A 15,100-nucleotide genomic window follows, 5' to 3' on the forward strand; every position below is an offset into this window, starting at 1 on the left:
ATGCTGTGTGAACATCTGAATCCGACCCGCCGTTCTGTGCTGGGGGCCTCCGGCGCCTTGTTTGCCTGGGCTTTTGCGCCCCGCTTCGTCAAGGCGGCACAGGCGCGCGATCCCCGCTTCATCACGATCATCCTGCGTGGGGCGCTGGATGGCCTGACGGCCGTGCCACCCATTGGTGATCCTGATTATTCAGGCTTGCGCGGCGATATGGCCATGAGCTTCCAGGGCGAAAATGCCGCCCTGCCGCTCGATGGCTATTTCGGCCTGCACCCGGCGCTGGGAAATTTTCAGCGCTTGTTTCAATCCGGACAGGCAGCTGTGGTTCATGCCAGTGCCACGAGTTATCGCGACAGATCGCATTTCGATGGACAGGATGTGCTGGAATCGGGCTTTCCCGCGCCTGGGCATGTCGAAACCGGCTGGTTGAACCGGCTGATGGAGGTTATTCCCCGCGGTGAGGCGCTCAATCCCGGACTTGGAAAAGGGGGCGTTGGCGGGCTTTCGGTTGGAGCGACCGCGCCGCTCGTCATTCGCGGCAAGGCGCCGCTTCTCGGCTGGTCTCCCGCTGTTTTACGGCCAGCGGATGCCGATCTTGCGCCCCGCCTTGCCGACCTTTACGGCGAGCGGGACCCAGTGCTGGCGGCGCTGCTTGCCGAGGGTGTGGCCACGGGGAAGATTGCCTCTGGCCTCGGTATGCGCTCCAAGGGCGGTCCGGGCGATCCCGATGGCATGGAGCAAATGGCGCGCGGCGCGGCGCGCCTGCTAAGCCACCCGGAAGGACCGCGTATCGCAGCCCTTGCTTTCGAAGGCTGGGATACGCACGCCCAGGAGACGGCGCGCCTTGCAAAACTGCTTCAGGGCCTAGACCGCAGTCTGGCGGCTTTCGAACAGGAAATGGGGCCCGTTTGGAAGGATACCGCCATATTGGTCGTAACCGAATTCGGCAGAACGGCCCGCACAAATGGCACGGAAGGAACCGATCACGGCACCGCCACCACTGCCTTTCTCGCCGGTGGCGCAATCAAAGGCGGGCGGGTCATTGCCGACTGGCCGGGATTGAAGGAAAAACAGCTCTACGAGGCGCGCGATTTGGCGCCAACCACCGATATTCGCGGCATCATCAAGGGCATTTCCGTGGATCTTCTCGGCGCCTCGCCTGAGAGACTTGTCGCATCGGTATTTCCGGGTTCTGAAAATGTCGCGCCCGTTCGTGGCGTGATCGTTTAGGCGGAGTGGACATTCGCCTTTGAACAGGCTGCAAACGGTAATGTCCCGTGCTTGCCCAGGGTTGTGTTACCAGACACGCTCCGGTTCCCGAACATTACTGTTTTCGCAACGCCCAATGCCGAATGCCCACACCCTGAACGCGCCCTGCCTATGCAGGGCGCAAAGGGGGGCCTTGCGCATCCTGAAATTCCACGGATTTCGAGTAACACAATAGAATCTGAAATTTTAGAATTCAATAATTGGTATTCGCAATAGTTTAATTGAAATACTAGTCCAAAAACAAATATATAAATTTGCTAAATAATAATCTAATTACGAAAAAAGTGTGAAAATTTATAATGAAATAATTAGGTTATGAAGATTTATATCAGATGATAGTCGATATTTATGTCAAAGATGTTTCATTATTTCGATTTCGAAAAAAATAAAGACGCAGATAGAGTCAGTGGGCGTGTATTGGCGATCGCTTCTTTTGATTTGACATCAGCAATGTCACCGGTACGCCAATCCCCATTGCCAATATGCCAATAGCTGCGAACGCTATGCTATTGTCGAGGAATGTTGCGGTATTCGTGATCAGCAATCCAAATGCCAATGGTGCGCCAGCTGTGACGGAGCGGAAAACCAATGTGACTCTCCCACCCCATGCGGCCGACTCTTCCTTGCTTGACAGGCGCTCGAAAATTGCCTGCCGCAGGCGGATACGAGACATGTTGAAACCAAAGCCAATGCAGAAGGCGGCGATGACAACATAAAGGAAGGGCAGATCCTGTGTGACGATGACATCACCGGCCACAACCGCGATACAGGCGATATAGCCAAGGCTGGTTTTATTGCCGGAACGGATAAAGGTTGCGAAAAGGGCGCCGACCCCGGCAGCAGCGCTGACCGTTCCATAAACGGCGGCGGATTCGCCCGCACGTCCCTCATAAATCAGCGGCACGAAGAAATTGAAGCCGCTTAATTGCACAGCAAGGATGCCCATGCCGATCAGCAAGAACCAAAGTCCAATATCCGCAGTTGCCGTGATGGATGTCCGCTGCGCCGTCTGGGCGACGGGGGCAGGCGTATTCTCGATGTGGAAGGCCGGGGCCACGAAGAGCAAAAGCACACTGCTTGCAAAGCTGGCGGCGATCCCGAAAAAGACATATGCCGTGCCGAAATGGGCGATGAGCAGGCCAGCGGTGGCGTTTCCGATGAAAACACCTGTTTGCAGGGCCGTTTGCGAAAGTCTCGCCGATGTCTGGGCATCGAGCGCGCCCGATACGGTCAACTGTCCCATCAATGTTTCAATGCATTGCTGGCTGATGAAGGTTATGAATGTGAGGCAGGATGCGACGACGATCAATGACAGCAGGCCGGTGTCGCTGAAGGTAAAACCGGCAAACAGGGTGATGAGCACACCACACATTCGCGGCAGCACGATCATGGCAACCGGACGGTCCGCAATGGCGCGTCGCATCGGTTTGAAGAAGAGTTGCGCGACGAACGGCACCAGATTCATCACGAACAGGACCGTTCCGATGAAAAGCGGCGACTGACCAATGCTGGCACTGGTCCAGAGCAAGGTGACGGTAATCATGCCCTCGCCAACCATTGTCAGCGACAGTAGGGCAACAAAGAGCGCCAAAGTAAGCTTCGAGAATTTCGGCATTATTCCACCTCCAGCATCTTGCCGGCCTGTTCCGTTGCGCGGATGCGCAGAATGTCGGCTTCAATCACGGCTGGATCGGGGTGAGCCAGTTCCAACAGGGCGGGGCAGGTTGCCAGATCGATGGTGCGGGCGATGTCTTCGCCCGGCTGAACAAACTGCTTCATCCGCACGAAGGACGGCAGGCTGGCAAGGAAACTGGCGCCCGGCATGGACTTGAGCGTGCCTGGCCGGTCGGAAATGAGGAATGCGATCGAGGCCGCCTTTTTCTGCTCGATGGCGGCTGACAATGCGGAGGTTTCGCCGGGAAGGTAGGCGTCGATGATGGCATCGATGAAAGACGGTCTGAAATTGGCATCGATAACCGACGTGCCGATGCCGCCATGCGCCCGTGCGGCAATCTCGACAAGAAGGGGGCCGTCCTCGGTCAGCATGACTTCGATATGGACGGGGCCGACCCTTGCGCCGACGGCGTGGGTAACGGCTTCGCAATAGGTCATAAGGCGAGGATCCAGCGAAGGGTGGTTCGGCGGGAAGAAGTCGATCTTGTCATAGATCATCGACCCGTCGCGATTGATCTTGCGATACCGGCCCACCGCAAATATCGTCAGTTTTCCGTCGGTGACGACGCCGTCAACCGTATATTCATCTCCCACCATGAATTCCTGAAGCAGCACGCCCTGGGTGTTTTGTCCGTATTTGTCGCGGCCTGATAGAATGAGCGCGGCGTGTGCAAGAAGTTCGTCCTGCGTTTGGCAAACCTTCACGAGGTCGCTGCCGGAGCTCGCTTCCGGCTTGATAACGATCGGAAACCCTATGGAATCGGCCCAGGCGAGGCAGTCTGCGATGGTATTGCACCGGGCCTGCCGGCACAACGCAATGCCTGCGGCCCGCACCGCCTGCGCCATGACGGTTTTGCTGCGGCGCTGCTCGGTCGTGGTGGGATCGTTTCCCTTTAGGCCCAGATTTTTTGCCAGGGACTCGCACAGTCTGACCCCGCTTTCCGCGCCGGGAATGAGGGCGTGAAAATCATGCCGCAGAACATCCGTCTCAAAGCCGGTGTCGCCCGCATGAAGAGCGGCCGTAAAGTTCAAGTCTGAAGATGTCACGCCGGAAGAGGAGATTGCCACACATTCAAAGCCGCGCTCCAGAATGCGCCGGGCGATGAAGTAGCCGCCCGAAGATGGATCCACCACGCCGATTTTCAGCGGGCCGTCAGAATGGCTTCTGTCTGGGGAACGAGATGCCGTTTGCACGGTCATGGGCAATTCCATCTATCTTTTGGGCGTTAAAGGGCGTTATTTCTACCATCGAATTCTAGCGTAGAGAGAGCTAAGGCGATGCCCGCATTTCCGGCCAATTTGGACACGAAAACAGACAAGCCATTGAGCCTGCTGTTCGTTGCCTATGATAACGTGACATTTCTCGATGTTGCCGGGCCAATGCAGGTTTTTCAGGCGGCAAACGTGCTTCGGCGCAAGTCGGGCAAAAGCGCGCCCTATGTCATAAAGCTTGTATCCGATGGCAATGGCCGCATCACCAGCGATGTCGGCGTGGCTTTGGAAACCCAGTCATGGCAGGAATTGTCCACGGGCAATCGAAGCATGGTGTTTGTGCCGGGTGGTCCAGGCGTCTGGGATACGCAGACGCAGGCTTCCGTGACCGCTTATCTGCGGAGCCAGCCTGACGAGGTGGAAATAGCCTCGATTTGCATCGGTGCTTTTCTCTTGGGACATGCAGGGCTTCTGTCGGGCCGGCAGGCCGTCACGCACTGGAAATATTGCAAGCGGCTACAGTCGGATTTTCCGGAAAGTCAGGTGCGGGCGGATTCGATTTTCATTCGCGATGGGCGTATCTGGACATCCGCAGGAGTCACGGCGGGAATAGACCTTGCGCTGGCCATCGTGGAACGGGATTTTGGCCATTCGCTGGCGGCCGATGTCGCGCGGGGCCTCGTCGTTTTCCTGAAGCGGACGGGCGGACAATCGCAATATAGCAAAGTGCTGGAGGTGCAGGCGGGAATTCCCGACGGGCGGCTTTCGGACCTCCACGCCTGGATAACCGATAATATGCACAAGTCGCTGTCCGTGGAGATGCTGGCTGAACGTCTCGGCATGTCAACGCGCAGTTTCGCCCGTTTTTATGTCGAAGCGACTGGAACGACGCCTCGAAAGGCCATTGAAAATCTGCGCGTGGATACCGCGCAACGAATGCTGCTGGACTATCCTCAGCTCAGCATCAAGCGCATTGCCGAAAAATGCGGCTTTAAGGATGAGGAACGAATGCGCCGCACCTTCGTAAGGCATTTCGGTGCGACGCCGTCGGAGTTTCGCGAAAATTTCAGCTCTATCCAAAAAAACTAGAGCATTTTCAGGAAAAGTGGAAGCCGGTTTTCCGTCTGAAAATGCGTAAAAACAAATAGTTAGAGCGGTTCAATGTTTCCGTGAAACAATGAACCGCTTTAGCGGGAAAAGAAGATCGCTGCTTCAGCAGATCGCCAGATCCCGGAATGCGATGAGATAAATCGCCCCTTGCGGGCCTGCCGTCGATTTATGCAGCTCGTTTCCCGAAAGGCGTAAGACATCTCCCGGTTTGCACAGGTTATCGCCTGATTCCAGGGAAAATGTAATCTCGCCTTCAAGAACAATCAGGGTCTCCTCATTGGGATGCCGATGCCAGTCGTGAAGTTTTCCAGGGCCGTCGCGCTGAACCTCGATGCAGCCCTGATCGGGGAGAATGCCGATGATGTCCTCGATCCTTTCGAACCGCGCCGAAACCTGTCTCAAAATTTCTGTCATTATCGTTTCCTCGTGAATTCCTGTTGATGTGTTCCAGCAAAAATGTGTTCGGCTTTGTGCCCGTGGATGCGTAAAAACAATGCGTTGGAGCAATACCTGCCCGTACTCAGCGGATGCGGACTTTTGCCATCATCAGCGTTTTGCTTGTCTGGTTTCAGGCATTTTCGGGTTGCAGTCCGCGCGCGCAGGTTTTTTCGATCTGCGGCGGTTCGGCCTTGTCCTGCAAGCTGTGGAAAGGGCAGCGTCCCGGACGGTTTTCCTCGTCGAGAAAATATTGCTGATGTTCCAGAACGCCGGGATCGCCATAACGGCCCAGTGCCGGTGACAAGGGGATGAAATCATAGCTGGCCAGACGGTCGCGGACGGAAGAAAATGCCTTTTGAGCGGCGCGTTCCGTGCCGAGAATCTTTTCGAAAACCCAACGTGGCTGGAATGTCAGCATAAAGGAGCTTGCGCGGCGGCTTTGGCGCAAGAGATGCGCGGGGGTATTGCAGACAACGAAAACGGGCTCGCCGGCAAAGCAGAATTCCCAATGGGTGGAGTCTATTTCATCCGGAATGCCGGCCGGCCAGGGCTGCGTGTCATGCGCGCGTAATTGTTTCAGAATATGCCAGAACTGGTTTTCATACGCCTCCAGACTATCGATGGACTGAGGCCGTGTGAAGACGACGAGCGACGTGTTCGGGCCGAAATCGCGCGCGGATTTGATAAACTCCGCAAGCGCCTTTGCAAGATCGGAAACCACGATCTCGTCTTGAAAGACATAGCGAAGCTGGTCGGCCTTGTAGCCTTGAACGCCGAATATGCACGGAAAGGGGCGGGTCGCGCTTTCCATGCTGGTGGTGAATTCCGAGAAAATGATGTGTTGCCATGATCCGGGCGCATATCTGGTAAAGACATCGTTTTTTTTATGCAAAGAATTTAAGTACACTTTTATCTCCCTAAGGCGGCGATCGTGAAAAAAATAGAATAAAACAAATATTTTTACTGCCAAAATTCGTGTATTTTCTGCCACTTTCAATATCGTTTTGGTTGTGGTGAGGGTGATGTATTGTAAAATATTTGTTTTATGTTAAATATTTTATCAGAAATAATATTATTGTCCTACATAAAAATTTGAAAATATCGGCTGTCATTTTCAATGCGGACGAGGCGTTCTCAATTTGAGCTATCAGTCTTTCAAATTGTGCGCCCGGTTAGGTTGTGATGGGGCGGTCTCGCGAGTCTTTTCCGGTCGAATGTCTGGGCTTCTGCGAAGATGGGCTGATGCGTCTTGCTCGTCCGCCGATGCGCGGGAAAGGAACCGCGTTTCCGCTCCCCGTGGTTTCTTGCTTTCCCTTGATGGCGCTGTTATTGAAAACATGAAATCAATTATCATCTTTTGTGCCGCAATGCGCGCCAAGGCCTGAATGTTTTATGGATAATAGCGCTCGCCAGCTCGATCTGGTGTTTCTGGAAAACCAGAAGGGCTTGAACCGGCTTATGCGGCGTATCGTCCAGGATGCCTCCATTGCCGAGGAACTGACGCAGGAAGCCTATCTTCGCGCGCGCAAGGCGCTGGAAAGCAACACTCCGGAGCGGCTGGAGCCCTTTTTATGGCGCACGGCGCGCAATCTGGCTCTCGATCATTTGCGCCGGCACAAGCTGCGGTCCGCATTGGAGAAGCCGGGCGTTTTGCCGGAGGTGGCGTTGAATGCCGCCGATAGCCAGCCTTCCGTCGAGGAGCGCGCCATCCACCGGGACGATCTGCGGGCGGTGCGCGAGGCACTGGAAAAGCTGCCGCCACGCGCAAGGGAAATCTGGGTTCTCAGCCGTCTGGAGGGTTGGTCCTATCCCAGAATTGCCGAGCATCTGGGCATGTCGCCGAATACGGTTTTCAACGACATCAAGATGACCATGGGTTATTTGGTCGAACTGCGCAGGAGGCTTGAACGATGAATGCAGGCTGGCTCCACAGCTTCAGGGCCACCCAATCCCTGAGCGGAACGGTTGCTTCGGCCGGGCCTCACTGTCCATTGCCACGAAACGCGCCGCCGCTTGCGGATGGGTGCACTGCTCCGGCTGAACAAACGGGTGCAGGTAAATGATGCGCTCCGGTCATGACCCATCCGATTTGTCCTATGAGCACCCGGACCCGTGCATGGACCGCGCTCTGGAATGGTTTGTTCGATTGCAGGCTGAAGGGGGCAATGATTCCGGCCTTAACGCGAGGTTTTTGTCCTGGCTGCGTCAGGACGAGCGTCACGAAGCTGCATGGCAAGCCGTTACCAGCGTGTGGAATGATGACGTTATCGTTGCGGCAAGCCGTCAACTCGACGAGGCAAATACGGCTGCCACCGGCCACGAGCCGCGAAGACTGAGCCTGGGCTGGAATGCAGCCATGCTGCCTGTGGCCTCTCTGCCCCGTTTCGCAACTGGCATAATGCGTCAGAGCCGTCTGTTATCGCCTGTTGCCGTTTTGTCGGCGCTGGCCGTGGCGCTTCTGATTTTCATCACCGCTCCCGCTTTGGTTTCCACGCTCACCCTTCGCTGGCAGGCGGATTTCCGCAGCAATATTGGTAAAACGGAAGCCATAACCCTGCCGGACGGCTCAAGGTTGCAACTCGACACGAATTCGGCGGTGGCGATGGATTTTGCCGACGGACGGCGCAGTCTCCGTGTGCTTCAGGGAGGTATCTGGCTGGACGTCAAACATGATCCGGCCCACCCCTTTCGGGTTCGGGGCAGGTATAGTGAAGTTACTGTAAAGGGAACGGCGTTTGCGGTGGCGGTTACGGAGGACCAGGATAAAATTCTTTTGCAACGGGGATTGATTGAGGCCAGGCACAGTCCGGGCGACGGGGCTGTCGTGCTGCTTCAGCCCGGCGAGATGTTGACGGCAAGTCCCGAGGCCCTTTCCCCGGTGGGCCGGTTCGATGAGGCTGAGGCGCTTGCCTGGGTAAGCGGGCGCATCGTCTTGAAAAGTCGGCCATTGCGGGAGGCGCTTCATGCCATTACGCCCTATTTCGACGGCAGCGTCTTTGTGAGCAACCGGGAAATTCTCGATCATGCGGTGAGCGGCAATTTCCGCACGGATAATGCTGCCGCTGCCATCGCCGGGGTCGTCGCGGCGGCGGGGGGGACGGTAACGCATCTTCCGGGCAATTTTTTAATCATTCGCTAAAAACTCAACTTTTTTGTGAGATTGACCGAACCCGATCGTCAATGTCCGTGACGGAGCCTGCTGGGTGGCAGGTGTCCTCTGGCGGACAGCGGCGCTTTATTCGAAAGGTGCTGATGTCCTGAGTGAGGCAGCATTTCCGGCGCGATCGACGCCGGAGCATCGGGGACATGTTAATGTGTGGGCGTAAAGGGCTGAACATCAACAAGCGCATCGGTATATTTCTCGCATCGACGGCGATTATATTCCTTCAGGCGCATCCGGGCCGTGGTGAAACCGCAGCCGCCAGCATAAGGGCGAACCAGACTGTAAGTTTTTCCATTCCGCCACAAAATCTGGCAGGAGCGGTCAATGCTTTCATCAGTGCAACAGGCTGGCAGGTGGCGTTCTCCTCCGGTCTGCTGGATAACAAGCGCTCGAATGGCGTCCAGGGTGACTTGACGCCGCAGGTGGCCTTGCAACGCATATTGGCGGGAAGCGGTATCTCCATACGCATGAATGGCGCGGACATGGCAACGCTCGTTGCCGAAAGTTCGGGCGGCCAGGCGGATGGTACCACGGTGTTGCCAACAATTCAGGTGAGCGGTCCTTCCGGTGCTGTCGAACTTGGCAGTGGCGATCCAGGCGATAGCGGCACCACCAGCCTTTCCGGCGGTCAGCTTGCCGCCCGTACAGACGGCAATGATGCCAATGGCGTGCTGAAAAACCTTCCCAATGTCCAGTATCAGAATGATATAGACGACAATGCCGGTGCGACGAACCAGAGCGTTATCGATCTCAAACCACGGGAAGTTTCGATTTCCGGCGCTCGCGTTTATGAGAACAACGTGATTGTCGAAGGCATGGAGATCAATGACGTGACCGGCTCGCAGGAAAGCGAGGGAAGCGAAGAATTGCCCGATGACGACAGTCAGAGCCCGCCCAACCTCTATCGCATCTATGGCTTGCACTCCCAGACGGTCTACATTCCTTCCGAATTCCTGGAAAAGGCAACAGTCATCGATAGTAATGCCTCCGCAAAATACGGAAATTTTCAGGGCGGTGTTGTTTCCTACCAGCTCAATCAGGCCAAAAGGGACCGATGGCACGCCAGCGCCTCGCTGGATTTTTCCAGCAGTCGCTGGACAGGCTATACGCTCGGCACCGAGGACGGCGAAAATCCCAATGGTTACGATGCGCCCGAATATCTGAAGCGCAGGCTTGGCGTGACCGTCACCGGACCGCTTGCTGATAATATTTCAGTTCTCGGACAGTATAGCCGTCAAACCGCCGTGACGGAAAAGCAAAAAGCCTACCGTTATCTGGAAGAGGACAGCGTCGAGCAGGATGCTCTCAAGCAATTCTATCGCGGACAGATCAAGGCCGAAACCGATTATGGCGATTTTACCCTCGACGGTATCTACAACAGCTACGACCAATATTGGGAATCTGCCATGTGGCGCAATCTGCGCATCAATATGGGCAGTGACAGTTCTACGACGAAGCTCGAACATCAATATGATTTCGGAAATGTCAGCCTTGGCGGGCTGGCGCTCGAAAATGTCAAGCTGGAGTCCAGAGTGAGCTATGGCACCTCTGACCACTTCAATCATTCCAACAGCAATGTCGCCAATGTTTTCAAACAGGCCAGCTATTCCGGTGGCAGACGGACTTTCGAATCGAGCGAGCTGGACTGGTGCCGGACCGACCCCAGCATTACGACAGGAACGCAATATTGCTACGATGGCGGTATCGGCAATCTCGAACAGGGCCAGCAGACTTTTGGCTGGAACGAGGAACTGTGCGCCGACCTCGCGGCAGGCTCCATTCGTCTTGGCAGTGAGTACAAGTTCACCGATGCCTATCGCCGTCGGCCGGAGGACTTCACCTATTACACCACCTACACGACCAAAGCGCAGGCGGGCGTCTCCGGCTTCACCTGCAATACCTCCGAGGCATGTAGCAGCGAGCAATATGCCAGCACCAAGGCGATCTATCGAGCCTTTGATGTTTCTGCCCAGCTCAATCAGCTGGCGAGCTATGGCGAAGTGGAGCAGAGCTGGAAATGGCTGACCGTCAGGGCTGGCGCTCGCGCCACCTGGGACGATTACATGAACAATCTCGATATAGCGCCCCGCTTCGTGGCGACGCTGAAACCATACGAGGATCTCGCCTTTACCTTCGGCGCAAACCGCTATTATGACGGCCAAAGTCTCGCTTACGCCATTCGGGCCGAACAACCCAAGGCGCAGACCTATACACGAACAGCCAGCTCCGGCGTCGTTTCCGACATATGGACCGCAAGAAGCCGCAGCACTTACACCAATGAGGCCGCGGGTCTCAAAACGCCCTATACGGATGAGTTGTCGCTCGCCATCAATGGCAAGGAGCCACTTTTCGGCGGAGATTGGCGCCTGCGCTTCCTCGACCGCCGGGCAAAGGATCAATACGCCACGCAAACCAGTGGCGACAAGAACGTGCTGACAAATGGCGGAAGCGGAGCCTATCAGTCAATTTCCGCAGAATATTCAAAGGAGCTTGATACCGCTCGCATACCGAAGATGGAGCAGTTGTTTTTCAACGCTTCCGTGACCTGGGCGCAACGCGAGGTTTCAAACGACAGCTATTTCGACGATAGCCTGGAAGAGGATTACATCTGGTACCGGAACAAGTCCTATACCAAGGCCGGTTTCAATGTCGTGACGGGCAACATGGACATACCGCTGCGGCTGCAAAGCGGATTGTCCAGCGTGTGGATGGACGGCGCGCTGGAACTGTCGGTGGCTGCGAACTACAACTTTGGCTATACGGGGGCCAGAGATACGGAAACGTCGGTCGTGGTGAACGGTATCAGCCATGAAGTTTACGAGGATTTCGATTTCGATCCGACGCTGACAGTCGATTTGGCCGCAAGTTACAAGGTGGTCGAAAATGACGTGGCCGGGCTTTCGTTGACCTTCAAGGTTGATAACGTCTTTAATGAAATTGGCAATGCAGCCTCCAGTGATGATAATCCATGGATCGTTGGACGCACCGTCTGGGTTGGGGCGAGGGCGACGTTTTGATGTCGAGTTTGTCAGCGCGGGGTCGGACCGGGATGGGTTCGGCCGGCTTCCTCCTGCTTTTGTGCTTGCTGCTATGTTTTCCGGGTCGCGTTGCCGGTGCGCACGAAACCCGATGGGACCCAGCCATTGAGCGAGGACAGCTGCCGAACGGCCTTTCCTATCTGATTTATGATAGCGGAAAACCTGCCGATCCGTTCAACATCCGGCTCATCGTTCATGCCGGCTCGGTCGATGAGGCCGAGCCGAGCGGGCTCGCCCATATAATGGAACATATGGTCTTCCAGTCTACGCGGAAACATCCCGAAACCCTCCACCGCTATTTTCAAAAGATTGGCTGGCGCACCGGCGTCGAAATCAATGCCGTGACGCGCGAAACCGAGACGCAGTTCATGATCAGGACGCGCCCAAACGATGCACTTGATCTCTCCGGGGCGCTCGACCTGATGGCCGAAATTGCCTTTGGCGCGTCTCTAACGCCGGAAGATTGGGCAAAAGAGCGTCATGTCATTCTGGAGGAATTGCGCCTGACGTCCGGTACTGCGGAGCAGCTTAACCGGAAAAAGAAGGCCCTGCTGCGTGTCGGTTCGCGCTATGTTGACAGACCAACCATCGGCACCCGCCAAGGCATAGAAAAAACGACGATAGAAGATATACGCGCCTTCCGTGATCGGTACTACGTCGCTTCGAATATGACGCTTGTTATCTCCGGGCGGGTGGATGTCGCAGAAGTAAAAAGCTCCATAGAGGTGCTGTTCGGTAACGCTGCAAAAGCAGTCCGGCCAGATCGTAGCTATACCGTTCTGCCGCTGCATGACGGGTTGACTGCCGGGACCATTCAGGAGGCCAAAGGCACCACGTCGCAGGTCACATATGCCCTGCGGCTTCCCATGCCGGAGCCTGGCACAGAGCAGGGGCAAAAAGCCTGGCTGGAAAAATACATTATCGGCCAGATCCTGCGCGACGAGGTCCGTGAACTTGCCAAGGCCTGCGTCACAGACGTTGCAAGTCTTGGTTTCGTTGTTCAGGAGCCGACAGAAAGGCGTTTGATACTGGCCTTCAATGCCCGCACCGCAGATCATGACCGTGCCGCCCGACTTCTGCTTTTGACGGTGGAGCGCCTTCGACGAAAAGGCATTTCGCAGAGGGCATTCGACACGGCACGCAGGAAAGCGGCAGCCATAAATCGGGCCAATATCAAGGTCGCAACCAGCCGGACTTACGCAGATTGGGAAGACAAGCTCACCAATGCCGTTTTAAAGGGTGGGACAGTCGAGGCGCCCGTGCCGAAGGCGGAAAGAACCGAGCGCTTGCTTGCTGAACTCGATCTCGCCAGCGTGAATAAACGCCTCAAGCAGATGTTATCGGCCAATGATCGCGTTCTCATTTATCAGCTTGCAGGAAACGCGGCGCAAAAAAACCCGGATGTCAGGGTGTTTGAACGATATAGATTGCGACTGGCGTCCCTGAAAAATCTGCCGCCCCTGCCGAAGCCTAAAAACGCGGTGACAAAGCTTTCGCCCCGCACTCCCCCGCAATGGCCGGAATTTGCAACGCCCGTCCAAAGCGGACGCATCACTCAGGAGGTCAAGCGCGACGATCCATCCATTGTCGAGTGGAGCTTGTCGAATGGCGATCATGTTGTCTGGCTGAAAAAGGAAACAGCCGAAAATAAAGTCCATGTTCTGGCGCAGTCCCGTCCCGGCTTCCGCAATAGCGCGTTTTCCAGCGTGATCTCGCAGGCTGCCATCCAGCTTTACGACCAGAGCGGTTTCCGCTTCTGGACGAAGGAGCAATATGACATCTGGCAAGCTCACCAAAAACAGCGATGGGATTGGACGATCTCTGAAAGCACGCTCAGCGCAACAATTGTAACCGCGCCTGACAACCTGCCAGAAATGCTGGAAATTTACGCCGCCAAATTGCGGTTTGGCATGATAAGGCAGGAGGCGGCCGTTGATTTCAGGAGCAATCTGGCCAGGCAGCCGGCTAACGTCTCCGATGAAGTCGATCCATATCATGTGTCCTCGGCGCCGCCGGAAACCACCATTGCTGAGCATATCACCGACCAGATGCTGCAAGATGCTGCGGAAGGATTGACCTCCGCGCCCGTGCAGTGGTTTGTCGTCGGCCCTGCGCCAGACCAGATCACGCGGGATGCATTCGGTCAGGTAATCGGTGCCATCCAGCGCAACAAGACGCTCGATCCGGCGCCCAGATTGCAAAAGCGGGGAAGCGACTGGCTTGAAAAGCCCGCTACGCAGACGGGCCGGGCGCACGTGGAAATCAGTTTCTTCACAGAACATGGCTGGAGCCCCGAATCTGCGTTTCTGGTGTCTGCGCTCAATCCCATCGCAAGAGATGCGCTTAAAAACCGCCTGAGATTGGAACTGGGCGGAATTTATTCCCTGGCTTTCGACGTCCAGTTGGAGCCCGATACAAACCGTGCTGTCGGATCACTATCCTTTTTCTGCGCGCCCGAACGGGCAACCGAACTGGCGGGCGAAGCATTGAAAGTCCTCAGCGCCATGCCTGAATCTGTCCGGACGGCCAATATTACAAGGCTGCGGGAGGATGTTGAATATGCTGAAGAGAGCCGGAGACAGGATGTAGCCTCCTGGATGCGACGTCTTTCGCTAAGCTACCGTCGCTACGGCGATGCCCGCTATCTTGCTAGTCTGCCATCTCTTCCTGATAGCATTACGGAGAGGAATTTGACGCAGGCCGCAACGGAGGTTTTTACGATGGAAAATCACATCGTAACGCTGACCGGTGCCCGCGAGCCCTTCGCACAGCAGGGGAAAGAAGAAAGGTGAACGTCGTTTTCAATGTTAAATCAGAGATTTGCATCAATAATGCTATCTCTTGAAAAAACCCTGTTGACGTTTGGCGTATTGGGGCCTTATAAGCCGCTTTACGAGACGACGGCAGCGGCGCTTCTGGCGGCGGGATTGTTTGTCTCTGATTTTTCCGGCTGACGCGAGTTGGTATGACTGGTCCAGGGATGGATTGGTTCGGATGAGTTTTGACACGTTGATGTGTCTGTTATTTGACAATTGAATAGAGAAGAAAGAGAAACGTGGACGGCGGTTTCTGCGAGTTGGGGTTTGTGCCCTGACATTGAAGACAGAAGGCCTTTCACGTTTTGAAGCAAGGACACTGCTCTTACTTTTTGGAGTGAGAGAGGTGAGTTCTTGTCAATTTCGAGACAGTGATCGGCCAG

The 15,100-nt window shown here is 55.6% G+C and carries 10 protein-coding genes; 6 read left to right on the plus strand and 4 right to left on the minus strand.

Going from position 1 to position 15,100, the window contains the following annotated elements:
• On the plus strand, positions 1-1,227 hold the full coding sequence (locus T424_RS0114835; protein ID WP_027488434.1) for a DUF1501 domain-containing protein: 1,227 nt from the start codon (positions 1-3) through the stop codon (positions 1,225-1,227).
• 442 nt (positions 1,228-1,669) lie between these two features.
• On the opposite strand, the gene T424_RS0114840 is transcribed toward T424_RS0114835, so the two are convergent.
• On the minus strand, positions 1,670-2,881 hold the full coding sequence (locus T424_RS0114840) for an MFS transporter (RefSeq protein ID WP_037067821.1): 1,212 nt from the start codon (positions 2,879-2,881) through the stop codon (positions 1,670-1,672).
• Complete coding sequence (locus tag T424_RS0114845; protein ID WP_084268528.1) at positions 2,881-4,140, minus strand: ATP-grasp domain-containing protein; 1,260 nt, start codon at positions 4,138-4,140, stop codon at positions 2,881-2,883. The genes T424_RS0114840 and T424_RS0114845 overlap by 1 nt, the downstream gene beginning before the upstream one ends.
• A 123-nt stretch (positions 4,141-4,263) precedes the next feature.
• On the opposite strand from T424_RS0114845, the gene T424_RS0114850 reads away from it, so the two are divergent.
• Entirely contained in the window at positions 4,264-5,241 is a 978-nt protein-coding gene (locus tag T424_RS0114850; protein ID WP_027488437.1) for a GlxA family transcriptional regulator, read from the plus strand.
• Between the two features lie 123 nt (positions 5,242-5,364).
• Here T424_RS0114850 and T424_RS0114855 read toward each other — a convergent pair whose 3' ends face one another.
• Both T424_RS0114855 and T424_RS21130 read right to left on the minus strand, forming a co-directional pair.
• Entirely contained in the window at positions 5,365-5,676 is a 312-nt protein-coding gene (locus tag T424_RS0114855; protein WP_027488438.1) for a cupin domain-containing protein, read from the minus strand.
• Between the two features lie 154 nt (positions 5,677-5,830).
• Positions 5,831-6,691, minus strand: a complete 861-nt coding sequence (locus T424_RS21130) for a YqcI/YcgG family protein (RefSeq protein ID WP_245269574.1) — start codon at positions 6,689-6,691, stop codon at positions 5,831-5,833.
• A 401-nt stretch (positions 6,692-7,092) separates the two neighbouring features.
• On the opposite strand from T424_RS21130, the gene T424_RS0114870 reads away from it, so the two are divergent.
• The 4 genes from T424_RS0114870 to T424_RS0114885 all read left to right on the plus strand — a co-directional run bounded on the left by T424_RS0114870 (position 7,093) and on the right by T424_RS0114885 (position 14,693).
• On the plus strand, positions 7,093-7,614 hold the full coding sequence (locus T424_RS0114870; protein ID WP_027488439.1) for an RNA polymerase sigma factor: 522 nt from the start codon (positions 7,093-7,095) through the stop codon (positions 7,612-7,614).
• A gap of 202 nt (positions 7,615-7,816) precedes the next feature.
• Positions 7,817-8,839, plus strand: a complete 1,023-nt coding sequence (locus T424_RS21815) for a FecR family protein (protein ID WP_051559013.1) — start codon at positions 7,817-7,819, stop codon at positions 8,837-8,839.
• A 173-nt stretch (positions 8,840-9,012) separates the two neighbouring features.
• On the plus strand, positions 9,013-11,880 hold the full coding sequence (locus T424_RS0114880) for a TonB-dependent receptor (RefSeq protein ID WP_027488440.1): 2,868 nt from the start codon (positions 9,013-9,015) through the stop codon (positions 11,878-11,880).
• A complete protein-coding gene (locus T424_RS0114885) occupies positions 11,832-14,693 on the plus strand; it encodes a M16 family metallopeptidase (RefSeq protein ID WP_084268525.1) in 2,862 nt (953 codons plus the stop codon). Before T424_RS0114880 ends, T424_RS0114885 begins: the two co-directional genes overlap by 49 nt.
• The last annotated feature ends 407 nt before the right edge of the window (positions 14,694-15,100 follow it).

Source organism: Allorhizobium undicola ORS 992 = ATCC 700741, assembly GCF_000621665.1.
Classification (GTDB): domain Bacteria; phylum Pseudomonadota; class Alphaproteobacteria; order Rhizobiales; family Rhizobiaceae; genus Allorhizobium; species Allorhizobium undicola.